The 18,510-nt window shown below is 63.9% G+C and carries 19 protein-coding genes; 8 read left to right on the forward strand and 11 right to left on the reverse strand.

Going from position 1 to position 18,510, the window contains the following annotated elements; translation table 11 throughout:
- Positions 1-106 precede the first annotated feature (106 nt).
- The 6 genes from FNL56_RS10135 to FNL56_RS10160 form a co-directional block, all read right to left on the reverse strand.
- The gene (locus tag FNL56_RS10135) at positions 107-562 is read right to left on the reverse strand and encodes a cupin domain-containing protein (protein ID WP_143572588.1); all 456 of its coding nucleotides are present in this window, start codon (positions 560-562) and stop codon (positions 107-109) included.
- Positions 563-601: 39 nt separating this feature from the next.
- Positions 602-1,300 carry an ABC transporter ATP-binding protein gene (locus FNL56_RS10140; protein ID WP_143572589.1) on the reverse strand — a complete coding sequence of 233 codons (699 nt, stop codon included), beginning with the start codon at positions 1,298-1,300 and terminating at the stop codon, positions 602-604.
- Positions 1,300-2,052, reverse strand: coding sequence for an ABC transporter ATP-binding protein (locus tag FNL56_RS10145; protein WP_143572590.1), 753 nt, complete (start codon positions 2,050-2,052; stop codon positions 1,300-1,302). The genes FNL56_RS10140 and FNL56_RS10145 overlap by 1 nt, the downstream gene beginning before the upstream one ends.
- Complete coding sequence (locus FNL56_RS10150) at positions 2,049-3,035, reverse strand: branched-chain amino acid ABC transporter permease (protein ID WP_143572591.1); 987 nt, start codon at positions 3,033-3,035, stop codon at positions 2,049-2,051. Before FNL56_RS10150 ends, FNL56_RS10145 begins: the two co-directional genes overlap by 4 nt.
- 5 nt (positions 3,036-3,040) lie before the next feature.
- Complete coding sequence (locus FNL56_RS10155) at positions 3,041-3,961, reverse strand: branched-chain amino acid ABC transporter permease (protein WP_143572592.1); 921 nt, start codon at positions 3,959-3,961, stop codon at positions 3,041-3,043.
- A 229-nt stretch (positions 3,962-4,190) separates the two neighbouring features.
- Positions 4,191-5,363 carry an ABC transporter substrate-binding protein gene (locus tag FNL56_RS10160; protein WP_143572593.1) on the reverse strand — a complete coding sequence of 391 codons (1,173 nt, stop codon included), beginning with the start codon at positions 5,361-5,363 and terminating at the stop codon, positions 4,191-4,193.
- A 330-nt stretch (positions 5,364-5,693) separates the two neighbouring features.
- On the opposite strand from FNL56_RS10160, the gene FNL56_RS10165 reads away from it, so the two are divergent.
- From FNL56_RS10165 to FNL56_RS10180, 4 genes are all read left to right on the forward strand, one after another.
- Positions 5,694-6,212 (forward strand): MarR family winged helix-turn-helix transcriptional regulator, encoded by a 519-nt coding sequence (locus tag FNL56_RS10165; RefSeq protein WP_168202896.1) that lies wholly within the window; start codon positions 5,694-5,696, stop codon positions 6,210-6,212.
- Positions 6,209-7,027 carry an alpha/beta hydrolase gene (locus tag FNL56_RS10170; RefSeq protein WP_143572594.1) on the forward strand — a complete coding sequence of 273 codons (819 nt, stop codon included), beginning with the start codon at positions 6,209-6,211 and terminating at the stop codon, positions 7,025-7,027. Before FNL56_RS10165 ends, FNL56_RS10170 begins: the two co-directional genes overlap by 4 nt.
- A gap of 162 nt (positions 7,028-7,189) precedes the next feature.
- Positions 7,190-8,854 carry an AMP-binding protein gene (locus tag FNL56_RS10175; protein ID WP_143572595.1) on the forward strand — a complete coding sequence of 555 codons (1,665 nt, stop codon included), beginning with the start codon at positions 7,190-7,192 and terminating at the stop codon, positions 8,852-8,854.
- A gap of 34 nt (positions 8,855-8,888) precedes the next feature.
- The gene (locus FNL56_RS10180; protein WP_143572596.1) at positions 8,889-9,359 is read left to right on the forward strand and encodes a RidA family protein; all 471 of its coding nucleotides are present in this window, start codon (positions 8,889-8,891) and stop codon (positions 9,357-9,359) included.
- A gap of 10 nt (positions 9,360-9,369) precedes the next feature.
- On the opposite strand, the gene FNL56_RS10185 is transcribed toward FNL56_RS10180, so the two are convergent.
- From FNL56_RS10185 to FNL56_RS10195, 3 genes are all read right to left on the reverse strand, one after another.
- Positions 9,370-10,263 (reverse strand): FG-GAP repeat domain-containing protein, encoded by an 894-nt coding sequence (locus FNL56_RS10185; RefSeq protein WP_168202898.1) that lies wholly within the window; start codon positions 10,261-10,263, stop codon positions 9,370-9,372.
- Positions 10,264-10,495: 232 nt separating this feature from the next.
- Complete coding sequence (locus FNL56_RS10190; RefSeq protein ID WP_143572598.1) at positions 10,496-10,735, reverse strand: pentapeptide MXKDX repeat protein; 240 nt, start codon at positions 10,733-10,735, stop codon at positions 10,496-10,498.
- Positions 10,736-10,895: 160 nt separating this feature from the next.
- On the reverse strand, positions 10,896-11,699 hold the full coding sequence (locus FNL56_RS10195; protein WP_246660926.1) for an AraC family transcriptional regulator: 804 nt from the start codon (positions 11,697-11,699) through the stop codon (positions 10,896-10,898).
- Between the two features lie 62 nt (positions 11,700-11,761).
- Here FNL56_RS10195 and FNL56_RS10200 point away from each other — a divergent pair, with 62 nt between their 5' ends.
- Together FNL56_RS10200 and FNL56_RS10205 are read left to right on the forward strand one after the other, a co-directional pair.
- A complete protein-coding gene (locus FNL56_RS10200) occupies positions 11,762-13,006 on the forward strand; it encodes an MFS transporter (RefSeq protein ID WP_143581979.1) in 1,245 nt (414 codons plus the stop codon).
- Between the two features lie 124 nt (positions 13,007-13,130).
- Positions 13,131-14,222 carry a helix-turn-helix transcriptional regulator gene (locus FNL56_RS10205; RefSeq protein ID WP_143572601.1) on the forward strand — a complete coding sequence of 364 codons (1,092 nt, stop codon included), beginning with the start codon at positions 13,131-13,133 and terminating at the stop codon, positions 14,220-14,222.
- 273 nt (positions 14,223-14,495) lie between these two features.
- Here FNL56_RS10205 and FNL56_RS10210 read toward each other — a convergent pair whose 3' ends face one another.
- Entirely contained in the window at positions 14,496-15,719 is a 1,224-nt protein-coding gene (locus FNL56_RS10210) for a polyhydroxyalkanoate depolymerase (protein WP_143572602.1), read from the reverse strand.
- Between the two features lie 149 nt (positions 15,720-15,868).
- Between FNL56_RS10210 and FNL56_RS10215 the strand changes: the two genes are divergently transcribed.
- The gene (locus tag FNL56_RS10215; RefSeq protein WP_143572603.1) at positions 15,869-16,522 is read left to right on the forward strand and encodes a glutathione S-transferase family protein; all 654 of its coding nucleotides are present in this window, start codon (positions 15,869-15,871) and stop codon (positions 16,520-16,522) included.
- Positions 16,523-16,811: 289 nt separating this feature from the next.
- Positions 16,812-17,951 (forward strand): hypothetical protein, encoded by a 1,140-nt coding sequence (locus FNL56_RS10220; protein WP_143577796.1) that lies wholly within the window; start codon positions 16,812-16,814, stop codon positions 17,949-17,951.
- 229 nt (positions 17,952-18,180) lie between these two features.
- On the opposite strand, the gene FNL56_RS10225 is transcribed toward FNL56_RS10220, so the two are convergent.
- Positions 18,181-18,390, reverse strand: a complete 210-nt coding sequence (locus FNL56_RS10225) for a hypothetical protein (protein ID WP_143572605.1) — start codon at positions 18,388-18,390, stop codon at positions 18,181-18,183.
- Positions 18,391-18,510: the final 120 nt, after the last annotated feature.

Here is an 18,510-nt window from a genome sequence, read left to right on the forward strand (position 1 = left end):
GAGACGGGTGAGGGGTAGCCACAAGCTCCGCGCCTTGCGACTACCCCTCATCCGCCTCCGCTTCGCGGAGGCACCTTCTCCCACAAGGGGAGAAGGAAGGAAGACCTCACGCTCCCGGGGGCGGCGGCAGGAAGTGGATGTTGTATTCCGCGGCCAGCGCCACGACGTCCGCCGGATTCTGCTCCTTCATGTTGTGGATTGCCCAGAACAGGTCGTAGAGCCGCCGCGTCGGCGACACCCAGAACAGCACCTTGGCGGACTGGTCGGTCTTGTTGAAGATGCCATGCGGCACGCCGCGCGGCAGCCGCACCAGATCGCCGGGCGTCGCCTGGGTCTCGCCGTCGCCCAGCATGAAGTCGAGCTTGCCTTCGAGGATGTAGAGATATTCGTCCTGGTCGGGATGAATGTGCGGCGGCACGAACGTGCCGACCGGGAAGGTCGCGTGCCACGAGAAGGAATCCTCGGTGCAGGTTTTGGGCACGTAGACCTGGCCCAGGATGTTCCAGGTGATGCCCTGCATGCCCTCATTGGCGCGCGTGATGCCGGCGGTTTCGGTTTTCATGGTCGTCCTCCTTCGATGGCGTGCAGTTCGTGAGCCGGATTATACATGCAGAAAGCGATCCTTGATGGTTGGATCGTCTTTCAACTCGGCCGAGGTGCCGGTCCACACCACGCGGCCTTTTTCGATGATGACGTGGCGGTCGGCAAACGCGGCGAGCGCATCGACGTTCTTGTCGATCACCAGGATCGCCTGGTGCTCGGCCTTGAGCTTCTTTAGGCAGCTCCAGATCTCCTGCCGGATCAACGGCGCCAGGCCCTCGGTGGCCTCGTCGAGGATCAGCAGCTTCGGATTGGTCATCAGCGCGCGGCCGACCGCCAGCATCTGCTGCTCGCCGCCGGACAGTTGCGTGCCCATATTGCCGCGGCGCTCCTTGAGCCGCGGAAACAGTTCGTAGATGTCCTCCAGCGTCCAGCGCGCCGGCGGGCGGCGCACCGCTGCGGTGGCCAGCAGGTTTTCCTCCACCGTCAGCGTCGGAAAGATATGTCGGCCTTCCGGCACCAGGCCAATGCCGGCCTGCGCGATCTTGTAGGACGGCAGCCCCGTGAGCGGCGCGTCGTCGAAGGTGACGCTGCCGCCGGTCGGCGGCATCAGCCCCATGATGGTGTTGATGGTGGTGGTCTTGCCCATGCCGTTGCGGCCGAGCAGGGTCACGACCTCGCCGGCGCCGATGTTCAGCGAGATATCGAACAGTACTTTGGCGGCGCCGTAGGCGGCCTGCAGATTCTGTACGTTGAGCATCAGAGCACCTCCTCGCCGAGATAGGCGGCGCGCACATCCGCATTGTCGCGGATGCTCTGCGGCGTGCCGGAGGCGATGATGCGGCCATAGACCAGCACCGAGACGCGGTCGGCCAGCGCGAACACCGCGTCCATGTCGTGCTCGATCAGCACGATCGGCAGTTCGCGGCGCAGCGCCTGCAGCGTGTTGATGAGCCGCTGCGATTCGTCGTGGCTGGTGCCGGCGAGGGGCTCGTCGAGCAGCAGCAGTTTCGGCTTTGCGGCCAGCGCGATGGCGATTTCGAGCTGGCGCTTTTCGCCGTGCGACATCTGCCCGGCGGGCACATCGGCGCGAGGGGCGAGGCCGAAACGGGCCAGCAGCGCCATCGCGATCTCGTTGAGGTCACGCTCGCCGGCGGCATTGCCGAGGAATTTGAAGCTGGAGCCGGAGCGCGCCTGCACGGCAAGCGCCACGTTCTCCAGCGCCGAGAAGCGCGGCAGGATCGAGGTGATCTGGAACGAGCGCACCAGCCCGAGCCGGGCGCGCTCCGCCATCGACAGCCTTGTGACATCCTGGCCGTCGAACACGACGCGGCCGGAGTCCGGCCGGGCGAGGCCGGAGATCTGGTGGATCAGCGTGGTCTTGCCGGCGCCGTTCGGGCCGATGATGGCGTGCAGCTCGCCGGGCTCGATGGTCAGCGTGACGTCGTCGGTGACGCGCAGCGCGCCGTAGCTCTTGCGCAGGTTCTGCAGTTGAAGGGGCGCGGTGCTCATGACCTGCTCCCCAGCCAGCCGCCGATGCCGCCACGCGCGAACAACACGACCAGGATCAGGATCGGGCCGAACAGCAGCGCCCAGTGCTCGGTGTAATGCGACAGGATATCCGCGAGCAGGCTGAACACCGCGGCGCCAATGATCGCGCCGTGCAGCGTGCCGAGGCCGCCCAGCACGATCGCAAAGATCAGGTCGCCGGAGCGCTGCCAGCTCGCAAAGGCCGGGCTGACGAATTCGGTCTGGTTGGCGAACAGGCAGCCGGCGACGGCGGCGATCATGCCGGCGATCACATAGGCCGTGAGCTGGTAGCGATAGGGCGTAAAGCCGATCGCCTCCATCCGCACCGGGTTCTCGCGGATGCCGCGCAACACCCGGCCAAAGCGCGAGGCGACGACGCCGCGCAGCAAGAGGTAGCCACCGAGCAGGAAGCCGAACACCACGTAATACAGCACGACGTCGTTCTTCAGGATTTTTGAGCCGAACAGCGTGCTGCGCGAGGCCAGCGTCATGCCATCGTCACCGCCATAGGCGGCGAGCGAGGTGCCGAGGAAGTACAGCATCTGGCCGAACGCCAGCGTAATCATGATGAAATAGACGCCTTTGGTACGCAGCGAGATCGCGCCGGTGATCAGTGCAAACACGAACGAGGCGGCCAGTGCGACGCCGAGATGGACAAAACCGTCGGTGATGCCGTGGCTGGACAGGATCGCGACGCTATAGGCGCCGATCCCGACAAAGGCGGCGTGGCCGAACGAGACCATCGCGCCATAGCCGATCAACAGATCGAGCGACATCGCCGCCAGCGCCAGCACCATGATCCGGGTGACGATCGAGAGCACGTAGCTCTGCGCGCCCCACAGCCCGGCCAGCGGCACCAGCGCGAATAGGGCAAACAGCAGCAGCGGCAACAGATAGGCGCGGCGCGCGCGGGGCGCGGTGATAGCGGGGGTGACTTGCAGGTCGACTGAATCGTTCACGGTCATTCCCGCTATTGTTTCGACGGGAACAGGCCGGACGGCCGGAAGAACAGCACCGCGGCCATCAGGATGTAGATCAGCATCGGCGCGATGGCGCGGCCGGTCTGGCTGGCGGTGGACGGATCCAGCACCAGCTTGAGCAGGGACGGTGCAAAGAACCGGCCGAGCGTATCGACGAGACCGATCAGGAGGGCTGCGATGAAGGCGCCGCGGATCGAGCCGATGCCGCCGATCACGATGACGACGAAGGCGAGGATCAACACATTGTCGCCCATGCCGGGCTCGACCGACAGGATCGGCGCCACCATCGCGCCGGCAAAGCCCGCCAGCATGGCGCCGACGCCGAACACGATGGTGAACAGCAGCCGGATGTTGACGCCGAGCGCCGAGACCATTGCGGCATTGCTTGCGCCGGCCCGCACCAGCATGCCGAGCTTGGTCTTGTTGACGACGAGATAGAGCGCGAGGCCGACCGCGAGGCCGACGGCGATGATGACGAGGCGATACACCGGATACAGCATGCCGTCGGCGATCTCGATGGTGCCGGACAGCGCGTCGGGCATCGGCACGTTGAGGGGGGCGGCGCCCCAGACGAACTTGACCGCCTGGTTGAGGAAGATGATCACGCCGAAGGTCGCCAGCACCTGGTCGAGATGGCTGCGGTCATAGAGATGCCGGAAGATCAGCACCTCCAGCAGCAGGCCGAACACCAGGGCGGCCGGCAGCGCCAGCGCGAGGCCATACAGGAAGCTGCCGGTCATCGCGGTGAAGGCGGCGACGAAATAGGCGCCGACCATGTACTGCACGCCGTGCGCGAGATTGATGAAGTCCATCACGCCGAACACCAGCGTCAGGCCGGCGGCGATCAAAAACAGGATCAGCCCGAACTGCAGGCCGTTCAGGATCTGGACGAGGGCAAGGGTGACGGTCATGCGAGAGATACGATCTTTGCGCGGCTGGTGAAAAACCCACCGCGTCGTCCCCGCCTAGTGCGCCTCCGGCGCACGCGGAGCGGGGACCCAGACACGCTGGCGAACTAAACGAAGCGATAGAGTAGCAACGACGCCGTTTCAACTATGCTGGCGGTGGCTATGGGTCCCCGCTTTCGCGGGGACGACATGAGAGGCCGGCGCGTCTTACCGAGGCGCGCCGGCGATCGCTTTACTGCGGTGTGCAGCTGGCGGCGTATTTGTCGGCGTAGTTGGTGAACACCTTCTGCGCGATCTCGGTCTGGAACTTGCCGTCGGCGCGCTTGGCGACCTTGGTCAGATAGAAGTCCTGGATCGGGTAGCCGTTGGCGCTGAACTTGAAGTCTCCGCGCAGCGACTTGAAGTCGGCCTTCTTCATCGCCGCCGCCACCTTGGCCTTGTCGGAAAGGTCGCCCTTCACCGCGACGACTGCGCTGTTGATCAGCATGGCCGCATCGTACGACTGGAAGGCGTAGGTTGCGGGCACGCTGTTATAGGCCTTCTCGTATTCCGCGACGAACTTCTTGTTCTGCGGATTGTCGAGGTTCGGCGCCCAGTTCGAGCCGCCGAACATGCCCAGCGCTGCGTCCTGCTGCGCCGGCAGCGTCGATTCATCGACAGTGAAGGTGGAGAGGAACGGGACGCGGTCGAGCAGGCCGGCCTGCTTGTACTGCTTGACGAGATTGACGCCCATGCCGCCCGGCATGAAGGTCAGCACGGCGTCGGGCTTGGCGGCGGCGATCTTGGAGAGCTCGGCCTGGAAGTCCAGCGTGCCGAGCGGCAGGAAGGATTCCTCGACGATCTCGCCCTTGAAGTCCATCTTCACGCCGGCGACGAAGTCCTTGCCGGCCTGGTAGTTCGGGGTCATCAGGTAGATCTTCTTGTAGCCGCGCTCCTGCGCGACCTTGCCGAGGATCTGGTGGATCTGGTCGTTCTGGTACGACGTCACGAAGAAGTACGGGTTGCACTCCTTGCCGGCGAAGCTGGACGGGCCGGCATTCGGCGAGATCAGAAAGGTCTTGTTCTCGGTCACCGGCTTGTGGATTGCGCCGAGGATGTTGGAGAAGATCGGGCCGACTACGAAGTCGACCTTGTCGCGCTCCAGCAGGCCTTTGACCTTGGTGACGGCGACGTCGGGCTTCAGTTCGTCATCGACGACGACGACTTCGACGTCCTTGCCGCCCATCTTGCCGCCGAGGTCCTTGACCGCGAGGGCGAAGCCGTCGCGGGCCTGCTGGCCGAGCACGGCGCCAGCGCCGGACAGCGACACGATCACGCCGACCTTGATCTTTTCCTGCGCGACAGCGGGTACCGCTGCGACGCCCATCAGGACGGCCAGGCCGGCCAGTTTGATCTGCTGCTTCATGGTCTCTCCTCTGCTCGGCCGCGCGTTGCTGCCGAAATCCCGCCAACCCAAAATGATGTCCTGCCCCAGAGACTATTCTGAGGATGGCTGCCGCCGCAAGCGTGCGTCTCGCGCGCCAAACGGTTAAAACGGCTATGCAAGCGGCAGGCCAATTTGTTTGAAGCCTAAACAAATATCCGGATTTGGCCAGTGGCCCGGCTGCGGCGTTTTGGCTTGCAGTCGCCGGGCTATTTGTTGAAGGTCAAAGCATCGGGCGCGCAGACTGGTACGCCGTTGGGGATTTCCGGCGGCGTTGCTATCGTGGCGGCCCCAGCCAGGTAAGATTGCAGCATGATTCTCGATTCCGAGACCAAGGCGGTCGAACATTCCGAAGATCACGGCGACGAGCTGCGGCTGTGGCTGCGGCTGCTGACCTGCACCACGCTGATCGAGGGCGAGGTGCGCGGGCGTCTGCGCGAGCGTTTCGACGTGACGCTGCCGCGCTTCGACCTGATGGCCCAGCTCGACAAGGTGCCGGACGGCATGACGCTGTCGGACGTCTCCAAGCGCATGATGGTGTCGAACGGGAACGTGACCGGGCTGGTCGAGCGTCTGGTGGAATCCGGTCATGTCGATCGCCGTACCTCGGATACCGACCGTCGGGTCCAGGTGATCCGGCTGACCAAACTCGGTCGTGCCGAATTCCGCAAGATGGCCGAAGAGCACGAGACCTGGATCGCCGAGATCTTTGGCGACCTGGCGCCGAAGGACGTGCGCGAGCTGATGCGCCTGCTCGCCAAGACCAAGGCCTCGGCGCAGAAGGCGGCGCAGAAGTCCGGCGCCAAGCCCGGCAACGGCAAGACGCCATGAGCGCCGTGATCGATCTGGAGGCCGAATACAACAACCGGGCCCGCGTCCCGGAAAATCCGGCGCTTATTGCCGGCTGGGCGCGCGACGCCAGGGCCTACCGCGAGGTCTGTCCGTCGATGCTGGTGCTGCGTTACGGCACAGGTGCGCGGCACACGGTCGACTTCTTCCCGGCCGATGGTCGCGGCCCGATCGTGGTCTTCATCCACGGCGGCTACTGGCAGGCGCTCGATCCGTCGTTCTTCAGCCATCTTGCTGCAGGCCTGAACGCGCACGGCATCAGCGTTGCGATGCCGTCCTACGATTTGTGTCCGAACGTTTCGGTCGGCGACATCATTGAGCAAATGCGTTCCGCGACGCGCGAACTGGCGAAGTTCGAGCGGCCGCTGGTGATGTCCGGCCATTCCGCCGGCGGCCATCTTGCCGCCGGCATGCTCGCCACCGAATGGCGTGCGCTCGATGCCGCACTGCCGCAAGATCTTATCACGGCGGTCTATTCGATCTCTGGCCTGTTCGATCTCGGACCCCTGGTGCCGACCTCGGTCAACACCCCGCTGCACCTCAACGACCTGAGTGCGCGCGAGGTCAGCCCGCTGTTCTGGCCGATGCCCTCGCACGGAAGTCTCGATGCGGTGGTCGGCGGCGAGGAGAGTTCGGAATATTTCCGGCAGAGCCAGACCCTGGTCGATTGCTGGGGCACCCAGATTCCCGCGCGCTATGAAACCATCCCCGGCACCAACCATTTTACCGTCATTGCCGGCCTGGCCGATCCGCAATCGCCGATGACGCTCCGTTTGAAGCAATTGGCGCAGCGTTAGGCGGCGTTTGCCTAAACTTCCTGCGCGGCTTTGCGCCCGAAACCGCAAAAATCCGTCGATCGGCCGGTCCGGGCAGTTGCACCTAATTGTTTTAAGTCTAAAATGATATCAGACGCGCGGCGGGCCTGGCGTCGGGCCGCGACATCGTGACAGGAGCAAGCAATGGCCATCGCCGAGGCTCACCTCACACAGGGTATGGACGATCCATCCTATACCTCGCATGTCGATACCTTCGCGCGGGACAACATGCCGCCGCCGGAGCAGCTGCCGGAATTTCTGTTCACCCGGCCGGAGTTTCAGTACCCGCCGCGCATCAACTGCGTGGTGCCGTTTCTCGACCGCTGGGTCGAGGAGGGCCATGGCGACGCGCCCTGCATGTTCGGCCTCACCGACAGCTACACCTACCGCGAGCTGCAGGCGCTGGTGAACCGGATCTGCAACGTGCTGGTCGACAAGCTCGGCCTGGTTCCGGGCGGCCGCGTGATGCTGCGCTCCGCCAACAATCCGATGATGGTCGCGACCTATCTGGCGGTGATCAAGGCCGGCGGCGTCTGCGTCGCCACCATGCCGCTGCTGCGCGCCAAGGAACTGACCTATCCGATCCAGAAAGCGAAGATCCCGCTGGCTTTGTGCGACAGCAAGCTCGTCGACGAAATGGAGAAGGCCAAGCTCGCGGCACCCGAACTGCGGCGCATCGTCTATTGGGGCGTCGATGCCCCGGATTCGCTGGAGGCGATGATCGCCGATGCCAGCCCGGAATTCACCGCGGTCGATACCGCCGCCGACGACGTCTGCCTGATCGCCTTCACCTCTGGCACCACCGGTGATCCCAAGGGCACCATGCATTTCCACCGCGACATGCTCGCGGTATGCGACGGGTTTGCCCACAACGTGCTGCGCGCCTCGAAGGAAGACCGTTTCATCGGCTCGGCGCCGCTCGCCTTCACCTTCGGCTTCGGCGGCGTGCTGTTTCCGCTGCACATCGGCGCCTCCTTTGTGGTGCTGGAGAAGGCCGGGCCGGAAGAGCTGCCGCCGGCGATCGAGAAATTCAAGGTCACGGTGTGCTTCACCGCGCCGACCTCGTACCGCGCGATGCTCGCCAAGATGGGCTCGCACGACATCTCCTCGTTGCGTAAATGCGTTTCGGCCGGCGAGACGCTGCCGAAGGGCACCTACGACGCTTGGCTGAAGGCGACCGGCATCAAGCTGATGGACGGCATCGGCGGCACCGAGCTGCTGCACATCTTCATCTGTGCGGTTGAGGAAGAGATCCGGCCGGGCTCGACCGGCCGGCCGGTGCCGGGTTACATCGCCAAGATCATCGACGACGAGGGCAACGACGCGCTGCCGGGCACGATGGGACGGCTCGCGGTGAAGGGCCCGACCGGCTGCAAATATCTCGCCGACGAGCGCCAGAAGAGGTTCGTGCAGAACGGCTGGAATATCACCGGCGACACCTTTATCATGGATGAGGACGGCTACTTCTGGTACAAGTCGCGCTCCGACGACATGATCGTCTCTGCCGGCTACAACATCGCCGGTCCCGACGTCGAAGCGGCGCTTCTGACCCATCCGGCCGTGACTGATTGCGGCGTGGTCGGCTCGCCCGACGAGGCCCGCGGCATGGTGGTGAAGGCCTATGTCGTGCTGGCGCCGGGCTTTACCGGCGACGCCGCGCTGACTCTGGAGTTGCAGAACCACGTCAAGCGCGAGATCGCGCCCTATAAATATCCGCGCGCCATTGAATTCGTCACGCAACTGCCGAAGACCGAGACCGGCAAGCTGAAGCGCTTTGCGCTGCGGCAGTTCGCGATGGCGGCGGAATGACCATGACCGTTTTGCGCTTGAAGGAGTATTGCCGTTGACCGCCCCCAAGGGCCCCACGCTGACCGTGGTGCCGAATGCCAATAATGACGGCAAGACCAATGCCGATCCGTCCTATCCCCGCGTGCTGCAGCCGTCCGGCTGGCCAGCGCCGAAGGGCTATTCCAACGGCATGACGGCCGATGGCCGCCTCGTCGTTACCGGAGGGGTGATCGGCTGGGATACCGAGGGCCATCTGCCCAAGGACTTCTCTACCCAGGTCAAGCAGGCGCTGGAAAATATCGCCGCGATTCTCGCCGAGGGCGGCGCCAAGCCGGAGCATCTGGTGCGGCTGACCTGGTACGTCGTGGACATCGAGGAATATCTCGGCGACCTGAAGACGCTTGGCCGGATCTATCGCGACATTTTCGGGCCGAACTATCCGGCGATGGCACTGGTGCAGGTGGTGCGATTGGTCGAGCGTGCCGCCCGCGTCGAGATCGAAGCCACCGCCGTGGTGCCGCGCTGATCCGCACCGCTCAGCGTGACTGAAACAGCATGAGGCGGCCGTCTGCGCCGCCAGCAATGAGAGCAAGCCGTCCGGCGACGGTGACGGCGCCGATGTTGGTTGCGACGCGCGATGGCAGCGCGATCCGCGCGATATCGTGAATTTCCGGTGTGAACGAAATCAGGCGCAACGAGGCACGGTCGAGGCTCGGGATCGCCAGATCCGGATGACCGTCGCCGTCGAAATCCGCTACCCATTGCAGGCCCAGCGCGCGCGATCCGATGAAATGATTGGCCACGTCGGGCACCTCGGCGGTCTTCACCAGCCGGCCGTCGTTGAAGGACCACAGTTCGAGCCGCCCGACGACGTGGGGCTGCCGCACCACGGCGATATCGGTCTTGCCATCACCATCGAAATCGGCGACGCCCGCCGGATTGAGCCAGGCATGAGGACGCCCGATCGGGGGCGTTTCGGCGACGATCGCCATCGTCGCGGGGTCGATCACGGCCAGCGCCGAACCGCGCGCGAGATAGGACTTCACGACGACGATTCTCGGCTGCCCGTCGATGGTCACGATCCGCGGCCACAGATCCTCGAACACGGCGTCGTTTCCCAGCGTCACCGATCCGCTTTGGCCGTCGCGCCGAACGATCGTCAGGCGGCCGGCTTCAACGGCATCGCCGAGGACGCCGTGATCGTAGCGACTGGTCGGCGCGGCCAGCCAGGCGCGAGCGACGGCGCCCGTGCTTTCGGCCACCCGTCCGTCGGCCAGGGCGCCTGCTGGCGGCGCAGCAGGTTTCGGGCAGGCTGCCGCGACCAGTTTCGTCTCGATGGTTTGATAGCAGAGCTTGCCGATGGCGATCCGCACGGCGGCGGAGTGGGCCTCGATCGAATCGACCCGGCCGGGTGCGTCCAGCACCTCCACGCGCCACTCGGCCGCTGCCGAAGGAGCACCGAGCAGTAACGAGGCCGCGACAAACGAGGCAGCCGCCAAGGGTCTGTGCAATTCGAGTCTCCGCGTGGTGCTGCCGTAGGCGTTGTAGATTGATCGTGCGCCGCCGCTCGTCTGTTGTCGTGCGATCAAAGCTCCGCAAGGCCTGTTCATCACGATGAACAAGCCTTGCGGGCCCTGTCGCGATCGTGGACTTCGGAGAGCGTTACTTCTTCATCCCGTCCTTGGCCATGCCGTCCTTCTTCATGCCGTCCTTGTCCATCATGCCGTCTTTCTTCATGCCATCCTTGCTCATCGTGTCCTTGCTCATGGCATCTTTGCTCATGGAGTCCTTGGACATGCTGTCCTTGCCCATCTTGTCCTGCGCATGGGCAGCCCCTGCGGCGACGCCGAACGCGAGCAAGGCGGCCGACAGCGAAGCGGCGATACGTGAATTTGTGGTCATTGGTGCGATCCCTCTGAAACAGGTTAGACGATCAACGTCGTCCATAGGCATACGGGGCGGAAAACAGCCGCGTTACGCGGCGTTCGATCGTTCTCGCGAAAAATCCCGCTCGTTCACCGTGACGTGATCTCAGGATTGGGGCACCGCAGCCCCTGCTGCCTCACGCCTTTTCTGCAAATTCCGTCGGGGTCTTCCCGGTGACTTGCCGGAAGGCGTGCGAGAAAGCTGAAAAGCTGGCGTAGCCGAGATCGGCCGCGAGTTGTTTCACCGGCGCCTTGCGGTCCATCGATAGCCGTTCGATCGCCGCCGCCATCCGGGCGCGCTGGCACCAGCTCCGGAAGCTCAATTGGGTTTCTGTCAGGAACAGTCGTGACAGCGTCCGCGCCGAGGTGCCGACCGAGCGCGCCAGCGCCTCGATTTCATGCGATGCGGTGGGATCGGCCAGCACGATATCGGCGGCGCGGCGGCAGCGCGGCTCGTGCGGCAGCGGGATGAACGTCGTCGGATCTTCCGCCTCGTGCAATTCCAGCAACGCCAGCCGGACCAGCAACTCGTTGCGGCCGGCGTCGTTGCGTCCGTCGAACAGCGCGAGGATGGCCTGATGCAGCAGTTGCGAGACGCGGACGACGAATTCGACGCTGAGATTGGCGCGGTGGGCGTCGTCCCGCTTCATCCAGCCGACGTCGAAATACAGCGAGCGCATCTCGATGTCGGCGAGCACATCGATCGCGTGCGGCAGTGCGGCGGGCATCCAGACTGCGCGATCCGGCGGCACCAGCCAGCGGCCCTTCGGGGTCGTGACCTGCATGGTGCCTTTGGTGGCAAATATCAATTGCGACTCGCGATGCGCGTGCGGCTCGATCCGGGTGCCCTTTTCGTAGCGGGTCGCCATGAAATGAACGCCGCCCCCCGTCGTCTGGCGGCGGTCGGACAACGGACGGATTGGCGCTTTGCCGATAATCATTGGCGACATCCCGACAGCATAACTTCTTATAACGAATTTCCAAGCTCTGCAGGAATCGCTTCATGAACGTCCCCGCCCGTGTCATCACCCTCGTCAATGTCGCGCATTTCATCGATCATTACGCGATGCTGATTTTCGCCGCGGCCGTCATCGTGATGGGGCCGACGATGAACATGACCTACGCCGAACTGCTGCCCTATGCGACGCCGGGCTTTGTCGCGTTCGGCGCGGGCTCGCTGGTGACCGGCTGGCTGGGAGACCGCTGGAGCCGGCGCCACATGATGGTGATCTATTTCTTCGGCATCGGCGCCTCGATGATCGCCGTGGGCCTGGTGCAGACCCCGCTGCAACTTGGGGCGGCCTTGTTCTCGATCGGCGCCTTCGCCTCGATCTATCATCCGGTCGGCACCGCGATGATCGTGTCCTATGCCGACAGGATCGGCCGCGAGATGGGCATCAACGGCGTGTGGGGCAATTTCGGCGTGGCGTCGTCGGCGCTGATCACCGGCGTGGTCGGGCAGTTCCTCGGCTGGCGTTATGCGTTCATCCTGCCGGGGCTGGCGACGCTGGCGCTGGGCGTGGTGTTCATGCGCGGCGTGGCGCATGAGGACCGCTCCGGCTTCAGGCAGGCGGCGGCGCAGTCGCGCGTCGCCAAGTCCGACATGTGGCGGGTGATTCTGGCGCTATTGATCACCGTGATCGCGATCTCCACGACGTTCAATGCGGTCACCGTCGCGCTGCCGAAACTATTCGCCGAACGTCTGTCCGACCTGACGCAGAGCCCGGCGCTGCTCGGAGTCATCGCCGCGGGCGTCTACGTGTTCGGCGCGTTGACGCAATACAATATCGGCGGGCTGATCGACCGCTATTCGCTAAAGGCGGTGTGCGTGCCGCTGTCCTTCGTGCTGGCGCCGTTTTTGTACTTCGCAGCATCATTGTCCAACATCTCGCTGATCGTGGTGGCGATCGGCATCATCATCGGGCTGTTCGGACAGATCACCGTCAACGAGGCGATGGTCGGCAAATACACCAGCGAGGAATGGCGCTCGCGCGCTTATGCCGTGCGCTACTTCGTCGGCTTCACCGCAGCCGGCGCCTCGGTCGGGCTGGTGTCGTTTCTGTACGAGAAGGGCGGCTTCATGATGATGCTGCACAGCTTCGCAGCGCTGTGCGTGCTGGTGATCGTCGCCGCGCTGATCCTGCCGCCGGAAATCCCGGTTGCACAGACAACCGAATCTTATCGCATGCTCGCCGGTGCACGACGGGCAGGACTGCGCCGTAGTCCATTTGGGCTGCGCCAAGCGTAAGGCGGGAGGCTCTCATCCACACAAAGTGATTACCTGCGTACGGCATATTTTGCTAGCGACGGGGTTTAACCAAGCAGACCGTGTTGTTTCACCCAACGGCAGCTTTCATCAATCGAGACATAATTTGCTGGAATCCGTCAAGTACGAGACGCTTGTCGATCAGATCTACGAGGCGGGTGTGGTGCCCGAGCACTGGCCGCAGGTGTTCGATCGCCTGGCTGAGATGGCCGATGCGGAAGGCGCGATGTTGTTCGCGGTCGCGCCGGGCGCGCCGCGTTTCATTTCGTCGGCCAAAATTCACGAGCGCATCGATCGCTGGACCAAAAGCCCGTTCGCCCACCGCAATCCGCGCAGCGACCGCCTGATCCCGCCGAATGAAGCGCGTTTCCTCACGGACCTCGACAAGTTTACTCTGGAAGAGCTTGAGAACGAGAGCTTCTACACCGACATCCTCCGCCCTGGAGGACTTGGCTGGTGCGCCGGTACCTCGATACGAGCGCCATCCGGCGACACGCTGGTGTTGTCGATCGAGAAGGCATGGGCCAACGGCCCGGTGCCGCGCGCCGTGGCGGATCAACTCGACATGCTACGCCCACATCTGGCGCGGGCCGCCGTCCTCGCGGGCCGTCTCGGCTTCGAGCGGGCGCGCACCGCCGTGGCGACGCTGGAAATGATCGGTCTGCCCGCGGCGGCAGTAACCGATGCCGGGCGGGTGGTCGCGGCCAATCCAGGCTTTCTGGCCAGCGCCCCTGCGGTCGGCGTCGGTGCGCAGAACCAGGTTCAGTTCAGCGCCGCGGTAGTCCAGCAGATGTTTATGGAGGCGCTGGCACAGCCGAGTTCGCTGGCCCGCACCGGCCGCTCGATCCCGGTCGCCGGCACGGCGGCCTCGCCGCCGCTGATCGCCCATGTGCTGCCGCTGCGGCTGGGTGGGCTCGACGTGTTCGCCGGCGCGGTCTCGATCCTGTTCCTGACGCCGTTGACGCCGCAGAGCAGCCCGGCGCCGGAAATGCTGCGGGCTTTGTTCGATCTCACCCCCGCCGAAGCCCGCATCGCCAGCCTGCTGATCGATGGCAATACGCTCGATACGATTTCGAAGGCGCACTCCGTCAGCCTGAATACGGTGCGTACCCAACTCAAATCGGTGTTCCTGAAAACCGGCGTCGACCGTCAGGTCGATCTGGTCAGTCTGCTGGGTCAGCGTCAGGCGTCGCTCTGAAGGCGGGTTCCGTCCGGCTCGACGCAAATGGCCGGCCCGAAGGCCGGCTCGACGGAAATGGCCGGCCCGAAGGCCGGCCTGGACGTAAATATACCCGTCAAATGTCTTGCGCTTCGTCAATACATGGTCCGCCGAAGCGGTAATTGGATCGATCGACGCGCTGCCTTAGCAGCCGCAAAACAATCCTCCGGTACGGAAGTAGGCGACAGGCGCGATCGGCGCGTCACCCGTTTGGGTGATGCGCTCCGAATTTCTTGTTAACACTTCCGGGCATCACGAGTTGACGTGCACGAAATCGCGCAGCAGCGGATAGATCTCGTTGTTCCAGCGGCGTCCGCTGAACACGCCGTAATGGCCGACGCCAGCCTGCATGTGGTGGACCTTGCGATAGGCGCGCACGCCGGTGCAGAGATCCTGGGCCGCCAGCGTCTGTCCGATCGAGCAGATGTCGTCCTTCTCGCCCTCGACCGTCATCAGGCCCATGCGCCGGATCGCCCCCGGATTCACCGGACGTCCCTTGTACATCATCTTGCCCTGCGGCAGCAGATGCTCCTGGAACACGTCGCGAATGGTCTCGATGTAGAACTCCGCGGTCAGGTCCATCACCGCAAAATATTCGTCGTAGAACGTCTTGATGATTTCGGCCTTTTCGGTCTCGCCCTTGGCCAGATGGTTGGCGAGGTCGACATGCGACTTGATGTGGCGTTCCAGGTTCATCGAGACGAAGGCGGTCAACTGGATGAAGCCAGGATACACTTTTCGGAACGCGCCCTTGCACTGCAAGGGCACGTAGTTGATCAGATTGTCTTCGAACCATTTCAGCGGCTTACTCTTGGCGAAGTCGTTGACCTTGGTGGGGGCGATCCTTGTGTCGATTGGCCCGGCCATCAGCGTCAGGCTGGCCGGCCGCGCGGGATGATCGTCCTCCGACATGATCGCTGCGGCGGCCAGCGCCGATACCGACGGCTGGCAGATCGCGACCATGTGCGAACGCGGCCCGAGTTCGTTCATGAAGAGGATCAGGTGCTCGGTGTAGTCATCGAGCCCGAACTTGCCGGCGCTGAGGGGGATGTCGCGCGGATTGTGCCAGTCGGTAATATAGACGTCATGGTCCTGCAGCAGCGTCGCCACGGTGCCGCGCAGCAGCGTTGCAAAATGGCCGGACATCGGCGCCACCAGCAGCAGCTTCGGCTGCAGTGGCGAGCCTTCTTTCTTGAAGTGCAGCAGCGAGCCGAACGCGGTGGAAAAGACCACCTCCTCGACGACGTCGAGGAGGCTGTTGCCGACCGGCACCGGACCGATCGCGAATTCCGGGCGGACATAGGTCAGGGCGGTACGCGACACCAGCTCCAGCGCGGCGGAGAGGCGGCCGAACACTTTGTCCGATGTGCCTGCCGGGACCAGGTTGATATATTTCAGCGCCTGCGCCGCTCCGGTTCGCCATGGCGCCGTCAGATCCATATGGTTCTGGTAGGCCTGATACATCATTGACATCATCCGGATCGCTTCCCTGCTATAATGATATGCAATATTGAAGCCAGCGGGGAGTCAAATCATCTGTCAAACTGGCACATGGTTTGCTGAACAAAATGCGGGCAACCCGGTCGTCGAGTACCGGTCCGCTCATCTGGCGCAGGGAGATGGTCATGACGCGGGCGACACTGACGCTGAGCAGCAAGAACTATTCGTCCTGGTCGCTGCGCGGCTGGCTGTTGACAAAATTATCCGGGCTGGAATTCGACGAGATCATCACCGGACCCGACGATGCCTCCGCGCGGGCAGAAATCCTGCTGCTGTCGTCGTCGATCCTGGTGCCGTGCCTGCGCCACGAGGGTGCGGTGGTGTGGGACACGCTGGCGATTGGGGAATATCTCAACGAGGTGATGCCGGAGGCGCGGCTGTTGCCAGCCGACCGCATCATGCGCGCGCATTGCCGGTCGATCTCCGGCGAAATCCATTCCGGCTTCACCACGCTGCGCGCGTCGTTGCCGGTCAACATCAAGGGCTACTTCGCAAATTTCAAGATCTGGTCGCGCGCCCAGGCGGATATCGATCGCGTCTGCACGATCTGGCGCGAATGCCTGAACCGGTCCGGCGGCCCGTTTCTGTTCGGCGAGCGCAGCATGGCGGATGCGATGTACGCGCCGGTGGTCACGCGCTTTGCGACCTACGACGTCAAGCTCGATCCGCAGCTTTCGGCCTATGCTAGCATGATCCTGGCGATGCCCGAAATGCAGGAGTGGATTGCCGCGGCGAAGGAAGAGCACGAGGATATTGAAGAACTCGAAGTGGAGTACTGAGGCCGTAGGGTGGGCAAAGGCTCGCTTGCGCCGTGCCCACGACCGCGCGGTGCGCACGCTACGATTTGCTCACCCTACAACTCCATTCGGCTCAATGACCGGGCAGGGATGCTCAACTAATATCCAGTAACGGCGCTAATCTGGCGGCTATTCCGCCGAAAATCGTCCCTCTCACCGCCCTTTCAGGCCGAGCTGGTATCAAAGCCTGCTGAAGCCCGCTGGCGCGGAATTCGCATGGTGCATTGCGATAGCAACCGGGCCGCATTGCCGGCCCGCGATGGAGGGCACCATGAATATCCATGCTGCGATCGATCCCGCACGGCCCGGACTGACCCACCCGGAGGGCGACCCGCTGCGTCTCAACCATCAGGATTTCATCGCCATCGACCGCCACAAGGATACCATTTATCAGGCGACGTACCGGCCGCAGGCGCTGTATAGCCGTGCCGATGCCGGCTTTCATGCCAACAACGAAACCTTCCTGCTGCATGAGGTGGCAACCAACCTGCCGATTTACCGCGAGGATACCGGCCCGACCGATTTCCATCTGCACCTGCCGCCGGGTGGCTTCCAGCTGGTGCTTGTCACGTCCGGCCTGTTCACCTTCGACTATGATGGCCGGATCTATTATGTCGGCCCGGGCGCGGTGATACTGCAGAGCGCGATCGTGCATCGCCAGCTGTTCTACACCTGGTCGGGCCTGCCGACCGAGGAGAACCTGAAGACGCCGCAGAGCGTGGTGCCCGACGCGCTGTCGATGGGGTACTCCGGCAAGTTTCTCGAAGCCTTCGTCACCGATCCCACGACGTTCCCGAATCCGACGATCGTCGGCCCCGACCAGATCGACGAGGCCGAAACGCCGCGCGTGGCCTGGACCCATGGCATGCATGATCGGCCGGTGGACGCCGGCTTCTGGTTACAGGACCCGCTGGCGCTGGAGGCGCTGTTCAGGCCGCTCAAGGACGGCGCGATCAAATCGACCATGCCGGCCTATGTGCGCGACATCGGCATCGATGTGCCGAGCGGCCATCTGGTGACCGGTCATATCCTCGCCACCGACCCGCGCGGCCAATCACTGCTGCCAAAAAGCAGCGCGGCGGCCGTGGACGCTGACAGCTTCACGAAAGGCGAGGTCGTGATCTATCGCGTGATCCGCGGCACCGCGGAATTCAGCGACCGGTCGGGCAGGAATTTTGAACTTGCGGCGGGTGACGTGGTGACAGCGGGCAGGGAGTCGATCCGGCTGGTCGGCCTCGGCGAAAACACTCAGTTGCTGCGGCTCGGCCTGCTGAAAGGCCTGGAGCAGCTTCGAAGCTGGACGCCGACCCAGCGCGACGAGATCGACGGGCTGGCAGGCCGGATCATCACCCGCAGGGATACGCGTCCGCTGCGGACCGAGGGCCAGCCGGTGGGGTATCTCTACGCCTGAGTGCCTGCGCAGCCGGGACCGGTCGCGCGGCGTTAACCTTTGCTACACGAAATGCCTTGGCTTGCTGGGCCTCTTCTCACCGGATCTGGTGCGCGCCCCCGGGCATTTCCCAAGATGCATTCACAAGCACTGACGAGCGAATCGAATTCGCTGATTCGGGCCCGCTTCGTTCCCGCCGCGTACCAGAGGTTAACGCGATGGCGTCCGGTGTCGCAGTTGAGGACAGTTTTCAGCCGAAGCGGGGCAAGCGCCAGCCGACCACCGCGGCCTCGACCACGCTGCCGGATTCGGCATTGTGCCACTCGCCCGCGGCGAAGGTGCAGGGGAACGGGAGCTGATAGGTGCCGTTGTGGTCTTCGCACAGCACCTGCACCGCCTGATCGGGGGGCGGATTTCCCTCGCCGTTGAATTCCGCCAGTCGTCGTTCGCGCGTTGCCATGTCGAGATTCTCCATGACGGCAACGGAGGCGGCGTGTCGTTGTTCCGCGCCCGCGGCGTTCCGCCTCCCTGTATCACGGTTGACAGGCGGAGGTTCTGCCCGCTTGGCTTTCGGAGCATT

This window comes from Tardiphaga sp. vice304, from assembly GCF_007018905.1.
Taxonomy (GTDB): Bacteria; Pseudomonadota; Alphaproteobacteria; order Rhizobiales; family Xanthobacteraceae; genus Tardiphaga.